Here is a 17,956-nt window from a genome sequence, read left to right on the forward strand (position 1 = left end):
GACGAGCACAAGCAGGCCGAGGGCGACCCGATGCTCAAGGGTCAGATCCGGTCCCGCCAGCTGGCCAACGCGCGCAACCGGATGATCGCCGACGTGATGGAGTCCGACGTCGTGCTGGTCAACCCCACGCACGTGGCGGTCGCCCTGCGCTACCAGCCCGAGCGCGGCGCCCCGGTCGTCGTGGCGCGCGGGGCCGGCGTGGTGGCGGCGCGGATCCGTGAGGTGGCCACCGACGCCGGCGTACCCCTCGTGCAGGACGTCCCGCTCGCCCGTGCGCTCTACCGCTCCACCGAGGTCGGCATGGAGATCCCGACCGAGCTGTTCGCCGCGGTGGCGCACGTGCTGGCGTTCGTCATCAGCCGCCGCCAGCGCGGGTCGTACGCCGGCACCCACCGCTCCCCGCGCGGCGAGGCCGCCCTGCCGGACGTGCCGCACGCCGGCGCGCGGCGCCGCCGGACACCGACCGCGGCCGCCGCGGCCGGGTCGAACCCCTCAGGTGCCGTGCCCGCCGGTCGATAGGACCCCCGACGCCAGGAGGGCGTCGCTGCAGCCAGGACGGCTGGTCGAGTGAGCTCCACGACCCCGGAAGGCCCGCATGTCCCTCCAGCGACTGACCCAGATCGGCGTCCCCGTCGGGATCGTCATGATCGTCGTGATGCTCGTCGTCCCGCTGCCGCCGGTCGTGCTCGACCTGCTGATCGCGGCCAACATCGCCGGCGCGCTGCTGGTGCTGCTCACCGCGATGTCGGTCGAGCGCCCCCTGGACTTCGCCGCCTTCCCGGCCGTGCTGCTGGTGATGACGCTCTTCCGCCTGGCCCTCAACGTGAGCGCGACCCGGCTGGTGCTGCTGGACGGCTACGCCGGGAAGGTCATCGAGACCTTCGGGCACTTCGTGGTCGGCGGCTCGCTGATCGTCGGACTGATCATCTTCGTGATCCTGCTGATCATCCAGTTCGTCGTCATCACCAAGGGCGCCGAGCGCGTGGCCGAGGTCGGCGCCCGGTTCACCCTCGACGCGATGCCCGGCAAGCAGATGGCGATCGACGCCGACCTCAACTCCGGGCTCATCGACGAGGACGAGGCACGTCGCCGTCGCCAGGAGGTGCACGCCGAGGCCGACTTCTACGGCGCGATGGACGGTGCCTCGAAGTTCGTCAAGGGCGACGCGATCGCCGCCATCCTCATCACCGTCGTCAACCTCATCGGCGGCATGGCCATCGGCCTGGCCCAGCTCGGCATGTCCCCCGGCGACGCCGTCTCCACCTACTCGCTGCTGACGGTCGGCGACGGCCTGGTCAGCCAGATCCCGGCCCTGCTGCTCTCGGTCGCCACCGGCCTGGTCGTCACCCGCAGCGCCGCGGAGTCCGACATGGGCTCCGACATCGTCAAGCAGATCACCGGCAACAAGAACGCCCTGCAGATCGCCGGCTTCGGCGCGATGGCCCTGTGCCTGATCCCCGGCCTGCCGAAGATCCCCTTCCTCGTCGTCGGCGGCGTGATGCTGCTGCTGTCCGCCCGGGCCGGTCGCGAGGAGCCGGCAGCGGTCGAGGCCACCGACGAGGTCGCCGAGCTCCCCGCCGCCGACCACCCCGAGCAGCTGGCCGAGGAGATCCAGGTGGACCCGCTGGGCCTGGAGCTGTCCGCGGACATGATCGACCTGGTCGACCAGGCCCACGGCGGCGACCTGCTGCAGCGGGTGAAGGCGCTGCGCCGCAAGATCGCCGGCGACCTCGGCGTGGTCGTGCCGCTCGTGCGCACCCGGGACAACCTCGAGCTGCCCAGCCGCACCTACGCCATCAAGCTCTTCGACATCGAGGTCGCCCGTGGCGAGGCGCCCCCGGGCACCATCCTGGCGATCGGCGACTTCCTCGGCTCGCTTCCCGGCGAGGCCACCAAGGAGCCGGTGTTCGGCCTCGAGGCCAAGTGGATCCCCGCCGAGCTGCGGGCCCAGGCCGAGCTGTCCGGCGCCACCGTCGTGGAGCGCTCCGCGGTCATCACCACCCACCTCTCCCAGGTCGTCACCACCTACGCCGCCCGGCTGCTGGGCCGCGAGGACGTCCGGCTCCTCACCGACGTCGTCAAGCGCACCCACCCCAACGTGGTCGACGAGCTCACCCCGGCGCTGCTGTCGCTCGGCGAGGTGCAGCGGGTGCTGCAGCAGCTGCTCGAGGAGGGCATCGCGATCCGCGACCTGGTCCGGATCTACGAGGCGCTGTCGCTGAAGGCGGCCCAGACCAAGGACGTCGACGCCCTCGTCGACGCCGCGCGCACCGCCCTCGGCCCGGCCGTGGTGGCGCCGTACGTCGCCGGCGGGACCGTGCACGTGCTCAGCTTCGACCCGGTCTTCGAGCAGCGGCTCCTGGAGTCGCTGCGCCACGGCGAGCAGGGCGCCACGCTCGTGCTCGACCCGGTGACCGCGCAGACCGTGATCGGCGGCCTGGCCCAGCACCTCGTCGACGCCTACGTCGCGCAGCTGCAGGAGCCGGGGGCGCTCACCGCGGCGCTCGGCTGGTACCGCGCCATGACCCCGGAGCTGGCGGGTCTGCCGTCGGTCGACGTGCCGACCACCTTCGTCTGGAGCGACGACGACCTCGCCATCGGTCGGGCCGGGGCCGACACGTGCGGCGCGCACGTGAGCGCCGACTACCGGTACGAGGTGCTCGAGGGCGTGACGCACTGGATACCGGAGCAGGCGCCCGACGCGGCCGCGACGGCGATCCTGGACCGTGTCCGGGGCGTCGACCCCGAGGCCCCCCGGCCCATCTAGCCGACGAGCGGCCAGCCGGCGGGGTCGTCGAGGTCGCGGCCGACCCGCCGCGCGTAGGCGTTCCAGTCCTCCGCGCGCTCGGCGTACCACCCGCGCTGGGCGTGCATGAGCTGCTCCAGGTCGAGCGTGCCGACGTCGGCGTGTCTGGCCGCCAGCTCGACCGCCACCTGTCGCGCGGCGACCGCGTCGCACGTGGCGTCGTGCGCACCGTCGAGCGCGACCCCGTAGTAGGCGGCGACGTCGCCGAGGCGACGACGACCCAGCGCGCCACGCTCGATCCCCCAGTCGACGACGTACGGGTCGACGACGAGCAACCGCTCCCAGTCGGGCTCGGCGAGCCCGTGCCGGCGCGCCTCGGCGCGCAACATCGACAGGTCGTAGCAGGCGTTGAACACCACGAGACCCACCCGGCGCTCGGCGAGCGTCGCGAGCCAGTCGAGCACGACCGGCAGCGCCTCCGCCGACGTCGGGGCGTCCTGCAGCATCGCGTCCGTGATGCCGTGGACGGCGGCGGCTGCCTCGGGCACGGGGACGTCCGGCCGGACGAGGCCGGTGATCTCGAAGCCGGGCTCGTCGAGCAGCGCGAAGCTCACCACGCGGTCGTGCAGCGCGTCGGTGCCGGTGGTCTCGAGGTCGAGCGAGGCGAGCGGCAGCCGGTGCCACCCGTCGTGCCCGCCCCGTGCCGGCGGGCGGGGTGCGCAGGCGACGCACCACGTGCGCCAGGCGCCCGGCGTGCCGGTGAGCCGGCCGGCTCCCGCGAGCACGTGGAGGGTGCAGGCGGCGCAGAAGCCCTCGAACCGGTTGGTGCGCACGGCCCGACGCTAGGCGGCGGGACGGACAACTCCGGGGAGGCTCACCGGCCGTCGGGCTCCAGCGCGTCGACCACGAACGCCCGGGCCGACGTCGCCCGAGGTGCCTGGCAGGTGAGCACGGCGGCCTCGCGCTGCACCGCGCGCACGTCGGCGACCACCCGTGGCGGGAGGATGCCGTCGCACGACAGGCGCACCCGCCAGCGGTCGTCGGCCAGCGCGGTCACCTCGACGCACTGCACGTCGCGCGGGCCCCCCGGCCCCCACCGCTCGTGCACCGCCACCGCGGCCGCCTGCGCCACGGGCGGCATCGCGCTGCTGCCGCGCAGCGCCCAGGGGGTCACGCGCCCGGCGAGGTGCTCGGCGACGACGTCGAGCGACGTGTCGTCGTCGAGCCCGCCGTAGTAGGTCGTGTCGGGCACCACCACGACGTTCGCCGCGAACCGGTCGCCACCCACGTGGCTGCACTCCCACACCGCGTCGCCGAACCGCTCGGCGAGCGCGGCGGCCACCGGACGACCGCGCACGGCGCAGCAGGTGTCGTGGCGTCCGTGCGCGCACACCAGCACGGCCGGCTCGTCGGTCCAGCCGTCGTGGTCGGCGGGCTCGCGCAGCACGGGGCACGAGTCGAGCAGGTCCGCCGGCTCGGTCCAGGTGCCCCAGCGCAGCCGGCCGGCGGGGACGTCGACGACGGCCCACGCGCGGGGACCGTCGGCGTCGCTGCGGCGCCCCGGTCGGCGGATCAGGACGGTCCGACCGCCCGCCTCGCGGGTGGCCTCGACGAGCCGGGCCACGACGTCGGGGTCCAGCCCCTCGGACTCGAGCGCGTGGAACGGCCACGGGCCCTGGTGCTCGACGAGCAGCAGCCGCTGCACGTGCAGCGCCGTGCCCGGGAGGGGGTCGGCGCGCACGCGGGCGCGCGCGGCGCAGAGGTCGTCGAGGTCGGCCACGGGCGGCTCAGGCCGCCACGAGCACGCCCGCGGCGACGAGCCGGCGCGCGGTCTCGTGCCCGAGACGGGCGACGGTGACCACCTGGCCGTCGAGCAGCCCGTGGAGCACGTCGGCCTCGAGGTCGGCGACGTCGACGTCGACCCCCCGGCCGCGCAGGTGCCCGTCCGCGACGTGCGCCGCCAGGCTGCCGCGCAGCACGAGCGCGGTGTCGTCGGTGAGCCCCTGGGCCAGGCGCAGCTGCGCCAGCGGACCCACGGGTGCGGCGCGGCCCGACGTGCCGTCGCGCCCCCCGAGCGCGGCGGCGAGCGTGTCGGTGGGCACGGCGCGGACGGCGGCCAGCAGCCGGTCGCGCACCAGCTCGGCGTGGGCGTGGAGGTCGTCGGGGTCGGCGACGTCGACGCCCAGGGGCAGCGACGTGCGGACGTCGGGGTCGTCGGCGACCGCAGCCAGGGCCGCGGCCACGACCTCCTCGGCGAGGTGGTGGCGGTTCCAGGTGTGGACGCCGAACGTCAGGTGCGTGCTGACGTCGCCGAGCGCCGTCGCGGCGTGGAGGGTGCCGCGCGGGAGGTACAGGACGTCGCCGGGCTCGAGCACCTCGTCGATGAGGCACTCGCGCTCCGCCTCGGCGCGCACGGCCTCGCGACGGTCGGTCCAGGGCTGGTCGCGCAAGGGCGCCTCGTGGACGGGGGCGTGGATGCGCCAGCGCTTGGCGCCGGAGATCTGCAGGACGAACACGTCGTGCACGTCGTAGTGGTCGTCGAAGCCGCGCGACTGCGGCGGCGTGACGTAGGCGTTGACCTGGACGGGGTGGCCGAGGTCGGCGACGAGCTGCTGGGCGAACGCCACGACCGGGGGCCAGGTGCGGTGCAGGGCCTGCAGCACGAGCGTGGCGCCGTCGGCGAACAGTGCCGTGAGGCGGGTGTCGTCGACCTGGTCGGCGATGCCGGCACCCACGCCGCCGCCGGACGTGAAGGCGCGGGTGGGCAGGGTGCTGCCGTCCTTCGCGACCCGCAGGAACGGGGTACGCAGGCCGTGGGTGGAGACGAGGTCGTCGACCGCGGTCTCGCCGAAGAGGTCGTCGAAGGCGCCGGGCAGGTCGGCCGCGCGGGTGAGCAGCGGCGCCCGACCCCACGTGTCGGCGGCGAAGCCGACGGGGTCGACGACCAGCCGACGCAGGGCCGGACGACCGGGGGCGACGTCAGGTGACGTCGTCCCGGTCGGCCCGCCCTGCTCGGTGGTGGTCACGACTCAGTGCGCCGAGCCGTCGGCGCCACCGTCGGCGCCACCGTCCTGCACGCCCGGCGTGCCCTCGGCGCCACCGTCAGCGGGGCCCTCGGCGCCACCGTCAGCGCCGCCGTCCTGGACACCCGGGGTGCCCTCGGCGCCACCGTCAGCGGGTCCTTCAAGGTTCTGCTCGCTCATGAGGTTCCTCCTCGAGTCGGGTACGCGGCGGGTGCCGCGAGACCCAGCCTGGCACCGTGCGCGGACGTCGCAACTCGGCGTCAGGCGCCCGTCCCGGGACGCTCGTCGCGCTCGTGCAGCTGACCCTTGAGGTCGCGCACCTGGCGCCTGCGACGGTGGGCCAGCGCGCCCGTGACGGTGAGGATGACGACGAGTGCGACGGCTCCCACCGCACCGATCGCGCTGGCCACGCGGAAGCCCGGCGCGTCGACGTCGAGGATCCGCTCGCCGGCGTGCGCGGCACTGCCGGCTCCGACGACGATCGACAGCGTGAACCAGTTGGGGGCGGCCAGCACGACGGCCACGAGGAGCAGGATCCCGCGCCAGGTCCAGTTGAAGAACCGCCGGCGCAGCTGCACGACGACGAGCAGCGGCACGATGGTGAACACGAACCCGTAGAAGAGCCCCCACAGGACGCCGCTCGTGATGTCGCCGTTGACCTGGTCGGCCACGCGCTGCGCCCACCAGCGCGGGAAGAACGCCCCCGCCACGAGGGCCAGCAGGTAGACCACGGCCACGCCCACCAGCACGGCCGCGAGGCGCTTGACCCATCGCTTGGGGTCGACCTCGGAGGGCACGTAGCGTCGTTCGTCCTTGCCGTGGCTGCGGTCGACGTCGTGGTCGTCGCGGGCCGGTCGCTGCACCTGGTCGTCGCTCATGGACCCATCGTCGCGCGGCCGGCGGCCGTGCACCAGTCCAACGGCGACGGCGTCGTCGCAGGTCAGGAGGCTGCTGCCAGCGCCGCCCAGTCGGCCTTCGACCAGCGACCCGTGACCGGGCGACCGAGCGCCTGCTGCCGCGCCTTGACGGCGGCGACGGTCCGCGGCCCGAGGTAGCCGTTGCGGTCGGCGCGCGGCACCGCGAGCGCGACCTGCAGCACCAGCACGGACTTGCCCGTCGCCCACGGACCGAGGGTGGTCGGGTAGTTCTTCGCGCCGTAGCGCGCCGCCTCGCTCGACGTCATCGAGCCGGCAGCGTCCCAGGTCGTGCTGGCCGGGACGAGCGAGGACCACGTCGGCTGGTCGAGGGTCGCCGTGGGCGGCAGGTCGTGCGCCTTCTGGTAGCGCGCGAGCGCGGACCGCGTGGTGGTGTCGAGCGTGCCGGTGACCTTGACGCCCAGCGCGGTCTGCGCCGAACGCACGGTCGACGCGCGCGAGCCGAGCTCCTCGGTGCTGCGCGACGTCTTGCGCACGAGCGCCGTGAGCGCGGGGCAGGGACTCGTGCGCGCCTGGCCGTTCACGACGCCGGGCTGGCCGCTGTACCGGGCGCACGGGCCGTAGTCGACCGGCTGGACCTTGCCCGTCCAGAAGCTGGTGGTGCCCCGGGCGCCGTTCCAGCTGAACGAGACGTGCACGTGGTCGCGGTGGCCGGAGCTGGGTCGCCAGCCCTCTTTGGCCCGGTAGATCGCCCAGATCTTCTCGTTGTAGATGACGTACATGACGCCCAGCCGTCGGGCGTTCGTGCCGCCGTCCTTCGTGAGCCAGGCCAGGAAGTCCGCCGCCGCGGCGCGCTCGGACGGCTTCGTGACGTCGACCATCCAGTCCCACGCGCGGCCGTCGGCGTGCTCGGAGACCCCCTCGGTGCAGCTGCGGGCCGTGTTCCCCGCGCCGCCGACGCCGTAGGTGCGCATGACCAGGTCACGCGTCAGCGCGACGCCGCGTGGCGTGCCGGGCTGGCAGGCCACCTGCGGCACGTACGCCGAGGCCGGGTCGACGTCCTTCGGCAGCGTCACGGGCGCCTTGAGCCCCTTCGGCTTCGACGGGAACGCCACCGGGGTCGACGATGCCGCCGTCGACGTGGTGCCGCTGATGACGGTGAGCGTGGTCGCGCACAACAGTGCGGCGACACACGCGAGCCCGAGCCTGCGCATGATGATCTCCCTCGACCCGTCGGGCTTCCCCACCCGGCGGGACCACCATCCTGCGTCCCACACGTCACTCCTGCCACGAGAACGCCAGAACTACAGGACTGTTCTTCAGCCGCCGCAGGAGCAGCCGGCGAGCGCAGCCGCGACGTCGTCGATCGCGGCCTGCGTGACGAAGGGGTTCACGTCGTCGGTGTCGTCGGTCATGACGGCGAAGACGAGGGGCGTGCCGTCGCGGTCGGTGACGTAGCCGGCGAGGGAGTGCACGCCGGTCAGCGTGCCGGTCTTCGCCCGGACCAGGCCGCGACCGGCGGAGTCGGTGCCGAACCGGTTCGCGAGCGTGCCGGTGAACCCGCCGACCGGGAGGTCGGCCAGCAGCGGCGCGGTGGCCGCCCGCGCCGAGGCCGCGCGCAGCACGCCTGCCAGGGTCGCCGGCGCGATCCTGTTGGCGCGCGACAGCCCGCTGCCGTCGCGCAGCCGCAGGCCCGGGACCGGGACGTCGTTCTCGCGCAGCGTGGCCACGACGGCGCGGGTCCCGTCGGCCACGCTGCCCGCGCCGCCGGCGGCGATGCCCACGTGCCGCAGCAGCACCTCGGCGGCCTCGTTGTCGCTGCGCACGAGCATCGCGTCGACGACCTGCGCGACCGTGGCGCTGCGCACCACGGCCAGGGGCTGGGCGCTCGAGCCGGGGTCGGCGCGGGTCGCGTCGCCGCGCACCCGGATGCCGGCGTCGCGCAGGTAGCCGGCGAAGCGCGCCGTGGCGTCCTGCGCGGGGGTGGTGCTGCGCACGCCGTCACGCTCCCCCTGGTCGGCCCACAGGGCACTGACGGGCGTGACCACCTGGTCGGCGACGTAGGACGACTCCCACGTCGGGTTGACGGCGGGCCCCGTGAACAGGCCGGCGTCGTAGCCGATCCGCACGGTCGTGCGGCCGGCGGCCCGCAGCGCGTCGGCGGTGCGTCCCGCGAGGGTGCGCAGGTCGGCGCGGTCGACGCGCGTGGGTCGGCTCGGCCTGGTCGAGGCGAGGTAGGGGTCGCCGCCACCGACCAGCACCACCTGCTCGCCGTCCAGCACGGTCGACGTCGAGAATCGCGCGGTCGGGTCGAGCCTGGACAACGTGGCGTACGCCGTGAGCAGCTTCGTCGTCGACGCGGGCACGAACGTCGCCGACGCGTCGCGGTCGAGCAGCGACGTGCCGTCGAGCGCCAAGACGCTCACGCCGACGCGCCCGCCGAGGTCGGGGTCGTCGAGCAGGCCCCCCACGGCGGCGCGCACGGCGTCGGGGTCGGGACGTCGGGTGACGACGGGGTCGGGGGCGGTGCGCTCGGGCACCGTGTCGAGGGTGAGCCCGGCCGGGGTCGCGACGGCCTCGGGACCGCAGGCACCGCCGCACACGAGCGGGTTGAGCCGCCCCGTGGTCCATCCGAACGCGACGGCGGCGACGAGCGCGCCGACGAGCACGAGGGTGCCCAGCAGCCACGGCAGCCCGACCCTGCCTCGGTCACGTCGCGTCACATGGGCCAGACTATGCACCCAGAGCGCAGGCCCGGTGGTCCGTCCGGCCCCGGCGACACCTCGCTCGGACGATCAGCAACCCACGAGAGGCCCGGCCCGTGATCTTCGATGTGACCGTGGAAATCCCCAAGGGGGAGCGCAACAAGTACGAGGTCGACCACAAGGACCACCGGATCCGCCTCGACCGCACGCTCTTCACCGCGACGCAGTACCCGGCCGACTACGGCTTCATCGACGACACCCTGGGCCTGGACGGCGACCCGCTCGACGCGCTCGTGCTGCTGCCGTCGCCCACCTTCCCCGGCTGCGTGATCACGTGCCGCGCGATCGGCATGTTCCGGATGACCGACGAGGCGGGTGGCGACGACAAGGTCCTGTGCGTCCCCGCGACCGACCCGCGCCAGGAGCACCTGCGCGACATCCACCACGTGGCCGAGTTCGACCGCCTGGAGATCCAGCACTTCTTCACGGTCTACAAGGACCTCGAGCCGGGCAAGTCCGTCGAGGGCTCCAACTGGACCGGCCGCGTCGAGGCCGAGGCCGAGATCGAGCGCAGCTTCCAGCGCTTCAAGGACAACGGCGGCTACTGATCACCGAACCCGAGGGCGCTCCGCGCCCGAGCGGTTCGGGGATGTGGAGCCGTCGCAGCAGGGGCGTAGCCGCGACGGACGAGTGGTGCACCGGCGAAGCCGGTCCCGCTGGAGCCGCCGCACGAGGGGCGTAGCCGCGGCGGAGATCGAGACCTGGTGAGAATTCAGTCCCGAGCACGTCGACGCAGCCACGCTGAGCCCTTGCCGGGTGGTCTCGATACGTCAGGACGAGCTCGCTGGCGCTCGCCGTCCTGACGACTCGACCAGCGGAAACCTGGCGCGCGTCCAGACCCAGCCTGACCTCAGGCTGAGGTCGAGCTGCGCAGCAGCGCGCGCATCGTCTCGGCGAAGACGTCGACGTCGAGCTCGGGGTCGAGCGAGCGCATGGCGCCCAGGCCGATGCCGAGGCTGAGGAGCGCGACGGCGGCCTTGTGGGCGCCGAAGTCGAGGCGGAGGCCGGCGTCGGCGAGGACGCGGTCGATCAGGTCGGCGCTGGCCGCGACGAGCATCCGGTGACGCTTCACGAGCTCGCCGGCGACCCAGGGGCTCTGGCGCGCGACGGCCGCGAACTCCACCTCGAGCGCCGTCCAGCGCGGCTTGCCGAGCTTCTCGCGCACCCAGGCGGCGAAGGCGTCGATCCGTCCGTCGAGGTCGGTGTCGGCGGTGAACGCGGCGACGACGCCCTCGACCTGCTCCTCGTGGATGGTGTCGAGCACGGCCATGCAGAGCTCCTCCTTGCCGGAGAAGTTGGAGTACACGGCGCCCTTGGAGAATCCGGCCGCGACGGCGACCTTGTCGAGCGAGGTACCGGCGTAGCCGTCGGCGAGGAAGAGCTCGCGCGCGACCTCGACGAGCCGTTCACGGGTCTGGGCCTGGCGTTCCGCGCGCGTGGTGCCGCGCTCGCTGTCGACGCTCACCGCTGCCTCCCTGTGACGTGGTCCGCGACACTGGTCACGGAACTCGGATACCGATAGTATCCGAAACATGATCACCACCGACACCCTGGTCATCGGTACCGGTTTCAGCGGCATGGGCATGGCGATGAAGCTGCGCGAGGCGGGGCGCAACGACTTCGTCGTCATCGAGAAGGCCGACGACGTCGGCGGCACCTGGCGCGACAACACCTACCCCGGAGCCGAGTGCGACATCCAGTCCCACATGTACTCCTTCTCCTACGAGCTGAACAAGGACTGGAGCCGCGAGTACTCCGGCCAGCAGGAGATCTGGGAGTACATGCGCTCGGTGGCGCGCAAGCACGACCTCTACGACGTCATCCACTTCGGGACCGAGGTCACCGGCGCCGTGTGGGACGAGGACCGGCTGCGGTGGACGGTCAGCACGAGCAAGGAGACCTACGACGCCCGCGTCGTCGTGTCCGGCATCGGCGGCCTGCACATCCCGAACATCCCCGACCTGCCCGGGGCCGAGAGCTTCAGCGGCCCGCGCTTCCACTCCGCGCAGTGGCAGCACGACGTCGACCTCACCGGCAAGAAGGTCGCAGTCGTCGGAACCGGCGCGAGTGCCATCCAGTTCATCCCGCAGATCGTCGGCGACGTCGCGCAGCTCGACGTCTACCAGCGCACCGCGCCGTGGGTCGTGCCGAAGCACAACCACGACATCGAGGGCCGCAAGGGCGCCTTCATCAAGAGGCTCCCCGGCGGGACCCGCGCGTACCGCAACGCCATGTACTGGCTGAACGAGGCGCAGCAGCTGGCGTTCACCGGCCCGCTCCAGAACGTCTCCAAGGTCATGGAGAACAAGGTCTCCGACTACATCCGCCGCACCGTGAAGGACCCGGAGGTCGCGGAGAAGCTGATCCCCGACTACCGCCTGGGCTGCAAGCGCATCCTCAAGACCGACAACTACGTCCCGGTCTACAACCGCGACAACGTCGAGCTCGTCACCGACGGCATCGAGGAGATCACCGCCGACGGCATCCGCGCCAAGGACGGCACGTTCCGCGAGGCCGACGTCATCATCTACGGCACGGGCTTCCACGTGACCGACGCGTTCGAGTGGGTGCACGTGACCGGCAAGGGTGGCCGCGACCTGTCGAAGACGTTCAAGGAGAAGGGCATCGAGACCTACCTGGGCATCTCGGTCACCGACTTCCCGAACTTCTTCTTCCTGCTGGGCCCGAACACGGCGCTCGGCCACAACTCGGTCGTGTTCATGATCGAGCAGCAGACGAAGTGGATCATCGCGATGCTCGATGAGATGGACGAGCGTGGCGCGCAGGCCGTCGAGCCGACGTCGCAGGCGCAGCGCGAGTTCAACGACGCCCTGCAGGAGAAGGTCAGCAAGGGCGTGTGGAGCCAGGGCGGCTGCACCAGCTGGTACCTCGACAGCCAGGGCAAGAACCGCACGATCTGGCCCGGCTTCACGTTCCGCTACTGGTGGGCGACGCGCAAGGTCGAGGCGCAGGACTTCGCGTGGGAGAAGGCGGCCTGACGTGACGGGCCCGGGCCAGGTCGGCGGCGTCGGGGACGAGCACGGCTACGACGTGCCGCCGGGCCCGCGGGGGAACCCGCTGCTCATGACCATGCGCTTCATGCGGAAGCGGGGTCCGCTCGTCCGCGACGCGCACGCCCGGTACGGGGACACGTTCTCCGTGCAGATCCTGCCGGGGCCACGGACGATCGTCGTCCACGCCGACCCGGCCGACGTGAAGGAGATCTTCGCGGCCGACCCGTCGCAGTTCCACGCGGGCGAGGGCAACGCGATCCTGCGTCCGGTCATGGGCGACCACTCGCTGCTGCTCACGGACGACGCGGAGCACCAGCGCGGACGCAAGCTGCTGATGCCGGCGTTCACGGGTCCGGCGATGCGCAGCTACCGGCCGCTCGTGGAGGGCCTGGCGAAGGAGGCCGTCCAGGGCTGGCACGACGGCCAGCGGCTCGTGACGCTCGACGCGATGAACGCGCTGACGCTCGAGGTCATCCTGCAGGTGGTCTTCGGCGTCACCGACGAGGAGCGGCTGGCGGTGCTGCGCCCGAAGGTCACGCGCATCGTCGACATCGACGCCGGCATCCTGCTGTCGTGGATCTTCCCACGGCTGCGGAAGGTGCCGCCATGGCGCGGGTTCTTCACGAACCTGCGCGAGGTCGACGCGCTGCTGTACGCGGAGATCGCCGAGCGTCGGGCCGAGCACGCGCGCGACGGGCTGGAGGGTCGCGACGACGTGCTGTCGCGGCTGCTGCGCGCGGGGGGCGGCGACGGCGAGGAGCCGTTGTCGGACCAGGAGCTGCGCGACCAGCTGGTCACGCTGCTGCTGGCCGGGCACGAGACGACCGCCTCGGCGCTGTCGTGGACGCTGCACGAGCTCGGCCAGCACCCTGACCTGTTGACGCGGGCCACCACGGCTGCCGACCAGGGCGACGAGGTGTTCCTCGAGGCGTGCCTCAAGGAGGCCATGCGGCTGCACCCGATCATCGACTTCGTGGCGCGGTCGTTGCAGAGCGACCAGGTGGTCGCGGGGCGTCGCCTGCCGCGCGGCACGACGGTGGCGCCGTCGATCATGCTGTCGCACAGCCGCGAGTCGTCGTTCGCCGACGCGCACCTGTTCCGGCCCGACCGGTTCCTCGACGGCGAGGTGTCGGCGGGCACGTGGATCCCGTTCGGCGGGGGCGTGCGGCGCTGCATCGGCGCGGCCTTCTCACTGATGGAGGGCACGGTCGTCCTGCGCGAGGTGCTGCAGCGCTTCGCGGTGCACACCGAGCAGCCCACCGGCCCGCGCCTGCGCAACATCACGAACGTCCCCGACGACAAGGCCCCCGTGATCCTGCGTGCCCGCTGATTCCCATGAGGTCATGGGAATCAGCAGCCCACCATGGTTCTCCCCCACTCACCTGCGGACGCTTCCCAGGGTGGGCGAGGGATTCCCGTGGTGAGTGCCGGGGCCCGGCAGCGGACACCCCACCGATCTTGACTAAGCGCTTGCTTAGTCACGGGTGGCGGCCCTAGGGTCGGGCCATGCGTGCCGTGCAGATCACGACGCTCGACGGGCCCTCGGCCGTCGAGGTCACCGAGCTCCCCGACCCGACGCCCGCGGAGGGCCAGGTGCTCGTACGGGTACGGGCCGCCGGCGTCTCCTTCCCGGAGGTGCTGCAGACCCGCGGGCTGTACCAGCTCAAGCCCGAGCTGCCGTTCGTCCCCGGCTCGGAGGTCGCGGGCGAGGTCGTGTCGGCGCCGGAGGGCTCGGGCTTCGCGCCGGGCGACCGCGTGGCCGGGTTCTGCATGCTCGGCGGGTTCGCGGAGTACGCCGTCACCCAGCCCGACATGACGTTCCCGCTGCCGGACTCCGTCTCCTTCGAGCAGGGCGCCTCGGTGCCGCTGAACTACCTCACCGCCTACTTCGCGCTCGTCGAGCGCGGCCGGCTCGCGGAGGGTGAGCGCGTGCTCGTCCACGGCGCGGCAGGCGGCGTCGGCACCGCGTCGATCCAGGTCGCCAAGGCCTTCGGCGCGGGTCACGTCGTCGCCGTCACGTCGACCGCCGAGAAGGGTGCCGTCGCGATCGACGCGGGCGCCGACGAGTTCGTGCTCGCCGACGGCTTCCTCGACGCGGTGAAGGCGTCGGGCAAGGTCGACCTCGTCGTCGACCCCGTCGGCGGCGACCGGTTCACCGACTCCCTGCGCAGCCTGCGCGAGGACGGCCGCCTGCTGGTCGTCGGCTTCACCGCGGGCGACATCCCCGAGGTCAAGGTGAACCGGCTGCTGCTCAACAACCTCAGCGTCGTCGGCGTCGGCTGGGGTGCCTACGCGCTCGCCCGCCCCGGGCACGTGGCACAGGAGTGGGCCGCGATCGCCCCGCACCTGGCCTCAGGTGCGCTGACGCCGCCGATCGGCGCCACGTTCGGCCTCGACGACGCCGCGCAGGCGCTCGCCGAGATCGACGAGCGTCGCGCGACCGGCAAGGTCCTGCTCGTCCCGTGACCCCCACCGTGCGGCGGCGCTGGTTCGCGCTGCTCACCCCGGCGCAGACCACGGGCGTCGTGCTCGAGGGGCTCGACGTCGTCGGCGGTCCGGTCGTGCCGCTCGAGCAGGCGACGTACGCCGACGCCGACGCGGCGCGGGCGGCGTTCGACCACCCCGACCCGGAGCCCGGAGCGGGTCGGTTCGTCGACTTCCTGGTGCTGCCCGAGCTGCCCGGCGTCGAGGTCGTCGACGGCGTGCTCCGCGAGACGCGGGCGCCGTCGGGGGCCGAGCTGTGGCGCCTCGAGGCCGACGGTCGACGTCGCGTCATCTCCTTCTACGACACCCCCGCCTACGGCTGGCGCAACGGTCGCGGCCCGGTGCGCCCGGCGCCCCACGTCGGCCTCCGCGCCCGGTACCTCTTGCCCGGCGGGGGTGCCGCCGACTACGTGGCCGCGTTCGAGGACGGGGTGGACGGTGTGCACCTCGTCGCGGTGACCGCTCCCGGGGAGGACCCGCCCGAGGGGTTCACGTGGACCAAGGTCGGCGTCTCCCGCCGCACCGTCCCCCTCGCCGACGTCGAGCTGTACGACGCGGCCACCGGCCACCCCTTCACACCGTGACCGTTTGCGTGGGGCCCCACGCAAACACGCTCCCCCCACCGCAAACATGCGTCGCTATCGCACGTTTACGTGGGGCCCCACGTAAACGTGCGCGGCGCGGGGGTCAGGTGGGGCGGGGGAGGAAGGCGAGCTGGGCGGTCTTGTGGCCCAGGTCGACGACGGGGCCGCGCTCGAAGCCCTCGCGCAGGAAGCGCGACACGGAGCGCTCGTTGCGGACGTCGGGCTCGACCACGAGCCGACGGACGGCGGGGTCGGCCATCAGCACATGTCGTACGTAGGCGACCAGCGAGCCCGTGAAGCCCGGCCTTGGCTCGCCGGGGCCGACGAAGAGGTGCACACCGAGGTCCCCCTCCTGCACCGCGTACGCCTCCCCCACCGGGTCGTGCTGCGGCTCGTAGGTCTGGAAGATCGCGACCGGCACCGCATCGTGAGGCGCCGCGGCCACCTCGTGGACGAGGTACGCGTGGTGCGTCGACAGGGAGTCGAGGTAGGCGTACACCTCCCCGACCTCCTCGCGCGTGTGGTCGGTCATCCCCCAGAACTCGGCGCGCTCCTGCGTCACCCAGCCGTGGACCAGGTCGAGGTCGGCCACCGGGTCGAGCGGGCGGTGCGTGAACGTCATGCGAGGTCCTCTTCCAGGGGCGACGTCGAGCCCGCCGCCCACACGTCCGTCTCGTCGGGCAGGGTCCAGCGGCTGCGCGACCGGTCGCCGAGGCTCCACACCAGTCGCGCGACCGGGCCGCGCCACACCCGGTCGTCCAGGCCGGGCAGCGACGACGTCGACAGCACGCAGCCGTCGTCGCCGCCGAGCCGCAGCACCTCGCCGTCGGGGGTCGTGAAGGTGTGCACGTCGCCCCAGGGCCCCACGTCGCCCGCCGACGGCGCGACCTCGCGCAGCGCGGCGAGCAGCGTGCAGTCGAGGTCGAACGACGTGAGCAGCGGTGACGCCGCCGTCGGGTCCTCGAGCCAGCGGTCGAGCGCGAGCGCCACGCGCGGCTCGGGGCGCAGCCAGGGCGCGAACAGCTCCTCGGGGCCCGTCCACGGGTCGTCGGACGGCTCGTGCAGCGGGGCGAGCGCGGGGTGCGCGACCAGACGTCGGACGACGGCGGACCGCAGCAGCGCGAACAGGGCGGCGTCGCTCGACGCGGCGTCCATGTGCCCGTCCCAGGCAAGGAGCCGGTCACGCACCTGGCGCACCTCGGCCGGCTCCGACGACATCGCCAGCTCCCCCAGCCTGCGCTGCCAGTGCGCGGCCGGCAGCAGGAGCGTGTCGGCGTGCAGCGCCGCGCCGGTCTCGACATCGAGCGTCGGCGACGACGCGAGCAGCTGGTGCAGGCGACGGCCGCGGTGCGGGGGCGCGAGCTCGTCGGCCAGCGCGGCGCTGTGCCCGCCCTGCCGGTGGTTGGCGACCACGGCGTGCTCGGTCGGCCCCACCCGTCGGCGGTGCGGCACGACCCAGCCCGACCACTCGCCCGACGTCTCGCGCCACGGCACCCGGCCGGCGACCCGGTGCAGCACGGCACCGTCGACGTCGGCCACGAGCACGTCGTTGACCGGCTCGACCCAGTGGTCGAGGGCGGCGTCGACGTCGGCGGTGGTGCGGGCGCGCAGCAGCGGCACGAAGGCCGCGAACCCGAGGTCGTCCAGCAGCCACGGCACGCTGCGCACCGCCACGCCGGAGCCGTCCGGACGTTCGAGGACGATCGGGCCGTCGGCCGTCACCGACACGCCCTCGACGACGTCGCGCGGCGTGTCGGCCTCGACGTCGACGAGCCGCTGGGTGTCGGCCATCGCGTTGGTGATGGCCCACGCGACCGTGCCGGTGTGCCCGAAGTGCTGCACCCCCGGCACGCCCGGGAACGTCAGCCCGACGACGTCGACGTCGGCGTCGCCGGCCACGAGGTGGACCCGCTGGTAGACGCTGGGCACCGTGACGATGCGGTGCGGGTCGGCGCCGATGAGCGGCGCACCGTCGGTCGACCTGCGGCCTCCCACGACCCAGGCGTTGCTGCCCGAGAGGGCCGGCACCTCCTGCGCGAGCGCGCGCGCCGCGTCGGAGCCGAGCACGCGCGCGGCGTGACGCCGCCACAGGTGGTGGCCGAGGGAGCCGAAGAGCGCGTGGTGGACGGCGAAGACGCCGAGCGACGTCCAGTCCTGCCAGTCCTCGATCCCCGCGGCCCGCACCCCCGCCGCGTAGGCGTCGACGAAGCCGCGCGTCTCGTCGTCGAGCCGCTCGTGCGCGCGTCGCGCGGTGCGCACGAGCAGCGACCGGCTCCAGAACTCGTCCCAGACGGTGCCCGTGACGGCCTGCACGTGGGCGAGGTCCTCCAGCAGACGGTCCTCGGCGACCTCGACGGTCCGGCGACCCTGCTCGAAGGCGAGCGCCTCGAGCGAGGCGGCCCGCACGGTGAGCACGCTCATGCCCGCCCCCTCGCGTCCCGCGCCCGGGAGGGCCCCCGGCGTGT

The 17,956-nt window shown here is 73.4% G+C and carries 17 protein-coding genes; 7 read left to right on the plus strand and 10 right to left on the minus strand.

All coding sequences use genetic code 11. The annotated features are described in order from the left end of the window. Both A6Q81_RS13950 and A6Q81_RS13955 read left to right on the plus strand, forming a co-directional pair. Positions 1 to 519: EscU/YscU/HrcU family type III secretion system export apparatus switch protein (locus A6Q81_RS13950; protein ID WP_286690831.1), on the plus strand; the 519-nt coding region annotated here is incomplete at its 5' end. A gap of 76 nt (positions 520 to 595) precedes the next feature. Then, positions 596 to 2,767, plus strand: coding sequence for an FHIPEP family type III secretion protein (locus A6Q81_RS13955; RefSeq protein ID WP_286690832.1), 2,172 nt, complete (start codon positions 596 to 598; stop codon positions 2,765 to 2,767). Here A6Q81_RS13955 and A6Q81_RS13960 read toward each other — a convergent pair. The 7 genes from A6Q81_RS13960 to dacB all read right to left on the minus strand — a co-directional run bounded on the left by A6Q81_RS13960 (position 2,764) and on the right by dacB (position 9,367). Then, positions 2,764 to 3,579 (minus strand): exonuclease domain-containing protein, encoded by an 816-nt coding sequence (locus A6Q81_RS13960; RefSeq protein WP_286690833.1) that lies wholly within the window; start codon positions 3,577 to 3,579, stop codon positions 2,764 to 2,766. The genes A6Q81_RS13955 and A6Q81_RS13960 overlap by 4 nt on opposite strands. Before the next feature lie 41 nt (positions 3,580 to 3,620). Continuing rightward, entirely contained in the window at positions 3,621 to 4,526 is a 906-nt protein-coding gene (locus A6Q81_RS13965; RefSeq protein WP_286690834.1) for a ferredoxin family protein, read from the minus strand. A 7-nt stretch (positions 4,527 to 4,533) separates the two neighbouring features. Further along, positions 4,534 to 5,772 carry a cupin domain-containing protein gene (locus A6Q81_RS13970; protein ID WP_202967676.1) on the minus strand — a complete coding sequence of 413 codons (1,239 nt, stop codon included), beginning with the start codon at positions 5,770 to 5,772 and terminating at the stop codon, positions 4,534 to 4,536. A gap of 3 nt (positions 5,773 to 5,775) precedes the next feature. Continuing rightward, positions 5,776 to 5,949 (minus strand): hypothetical protein, encoded by a 174-nt coding sequence (locus A6Q81_RS13975; protein WP_253027306.1) that lies wholly within the window; start codon positions 5,947 to 5,949, stop codon positions 5,776 to 5,778. Between the two features lie 80 nt (positions 5,950 to 6,029). After that, positions 6,030 to 6,647 carry a hypothetical protein gene (locus A6Q81_RS13980; RefSeq protein WP_286690835.1) on the minus strand — a complete coding sequence of 206 codons (618 nt, stop codon included), beginning with the start codon at positions 6,645 to 6,647 and terminating at the stop codon, positions 6,030 to 6,032. A gap of 62 nt (positions 6,648 to 6,709) precedes the next feature. After that, on the minus strand, positions 6,710 to 7,858 hold the full coding sequence (locus A6Q81_RS13985; protein WP_286690836.1) for a peptidoglycan-binding domain-containing protein: 1,149 nt from the start codon (positions 7,856 to 7,858) through the stop codon (positions 6,710 to 6,712). Positions 7,859 to 7,963: 105 nt separating this feature from the next. After that, positions 7,964 to 9,367, minus strand: a complete 1,404-nt coding sequence (gene dacB, locus A6Q81_RS13990) for a D-alanyl-D-alanine carboxypeptidase/D-alanyl-D-alanine endopeptidase (RefSeq protein ID WP_286690837.1) — start codon at positions 9,365 to 9,367, stop codon at positions 7,964 to 7,966. Positions 9,368 to 9,465: 98 nt separating this feature from the next. On the opposite strand from dacB, the gene A6Q81_RS13995 reads away from it, so the two are divergent. Further along, entirely contained in the window at positions 9,466 to 9,957 is a 492-nt protein-coding gene (locus tag A6Q81_RS13995; protein ID WP_067860312.1) for an inorganic diphosphatase, read from the plus strand. Between the two features lie 302 nt (positions 9,958 to 10,259). Here A6Q81_RS13995 and A6Q81_RS14000 read toward each other — a convergent pair whose 3' ends face one another. Further along, complete coding sequence (locus tag A6Q81_RS14000; RefSeq protein ID WP_286690838.1) at positions 10,260 to 10,874, minus strand: TetR/AcrR family transcriptional regulator; 615 nt, start codon at positions 10,872 to 10,874, stop codon at positions 10,260 to 10,262. 67 nt (positions 10,875 to 10,941) lie between these two features. On the opposite strand from A6Q81_RS14000, the gene A6Q81_RS14005 reads away from it, so the two are divergent. From A6Q81_RS14005 to A6Q81_RS14020, 4 genes are all read left to right on the plus strand, one after another. After that, a complete protein-coding gene (locus tag A6Q81_RS14005; protein ID WP_286690839.1) occupies positions 10,942 to 12,408 on the plus strand; it encodes a flavin-containing monooxygenase in 1,467 nt (488 codons plus the stop codon). 1 nt (position 12,409) lies between these two features. Next, complete coding sequence (locus A6Q81_RS14010) at positions 12,410 to 13,753, plus strand: cytochrome P450 (RefSeq protein WP_286690840.1); 1,344 nt, start codon at positions 12,410 to 12,412, stop codon at positions 13,751 to 13,753. 176 nt (positions 13,754 to 13,929) lie between these two features. Then, positions 13,930 to 14,889, plus strand: coding sequence for an NADPH:quinone oxidoreductase family protein (locus A6Q81_RS14015; RefSeq protein WP_253026228.1), 960 nt, complete (start codon positions 13,930 to 13,932; stop codon positions 14,887 to 14,889). Next, the gene (locus A6Q81_RS14020) at positions 14,886 to 15,491 is read left to right on the plus strand and encodes a hypothetical protein (RefSeq protein WP_286690841.1); all 606 of its coding nucleotides are present in this window, start codon (positions 14,886 to 14,888) and stop codon (positions 15,489 to 15,491) included. Before A6Q81_RS14015 ends, A6Q81_RS14020 begins: the two co-directional genes overlap by 4 nt. Before the next feature lie 103 nt (positions 15,492 to 15,594). On the opposite strand, the gene A6Q81_RS14025 is transcribed toward A6Q81_RS14020, so the two are convergent. Together A6Q81_RS14025 and A6Q81_RS14030 are read right to left on the minus strand one after the other, a co-directional pair. After that, positions 15,595 to 16,113 (minus strand): GNAT family N-acetyltransferase, encoded by a 519-nt coding sequence (locus tag A6Q81_RS14025; RefSeq protein ID WP_286690842.1) that lies wholly within the window; start codon positions 16,111 to 16,113, stop codon positions 15,595 to 15,597. Next, positions 16,110 to 17,912, minus strand: coding sequence for a penicillin acylase family protein (locus tag A6Q81_RS14030; protein ID WP_286690843.1), 1,803 nt, complete (start codon positions 17,910 to 17,912; stop codon positions 16,110 to 16,112). The genes A6Q81_RS14025 and A6Q81_RS14030 overlap by 4 nt, the downstream gene beginning before the upstream one ends. Positions 17,913 to 17,956: the final 44 nt, after the last annotated feature.

The sequence above is a fragment of the Aeromicrobium sp. REDSEA-S38_B2 genome (assembly GCF_001628525.1).
GTDB classification, from domain to species: domain Bacteria; phylum Actinomycetota; class Actinomycetes; order Propionibacteriales; family Nocardioidaceae; genus Aeromicrobium; species Aeromicrobium erythreum.

Coding starts and splice junctions, on each gene's coding strand:
- A6Q81_RS13955 (WP_286690832.1), top strand. CDS start 596: ATGTCCCTCCAGCGACTGACCCAGATCGGCGTCCCCGTCGGGATCGTC.
- A6Q81_RS13975 (WP_253027306.1), bottom strand. CDS start 5,949: ATGAGCGAGCAGAACCTTGAAGGACCCGCTGACGGTGGCGCCGAGGGC.
- A6Q81_RS13980 (WP_286690835.1), bottom strand. CDS start 6,647: ATGAGCGACGACCAGGTGCAGCGACCGGCCCGCGACGACCACGACGTC.
- A6Q81_RS13985 (WP_286690836.1), bottom strand. CDS start 7,858: ATGCGCAGGCTCGGGCTCGCGTGTGTCGCCGCACTGTTGTGCGCGACC.
- A6Q81_RS14005 (WP_286690839.1), top strand. CDS start 10,942: ATGATCACCACCGACACCCTGGTCATCGGTACCGGTTTCAGCGGCATG.
- A6Q81_RS14015 (WP_253026228.1), top strand. CDS start 13,930: ATGCGTGCCGTGCAGATCACGACGCTCGACGGGCCCTCGGCCGTCGAG.
- A6Q81_RS14025 (WP_286690842.1), bottom strand. CDS start 16,113: ATGACGTTCACGCACCGCCCGCTCGACCCGGTGGCCGACCTCGACCTG.
- A6Q81_RS14030 (WP_286690843.1), bottom strand. CDS start 17,912: ATGAGCGTGCTCACCGTGCGGGCCGCCTCGCTCGAGGCGCTCGCCTTC.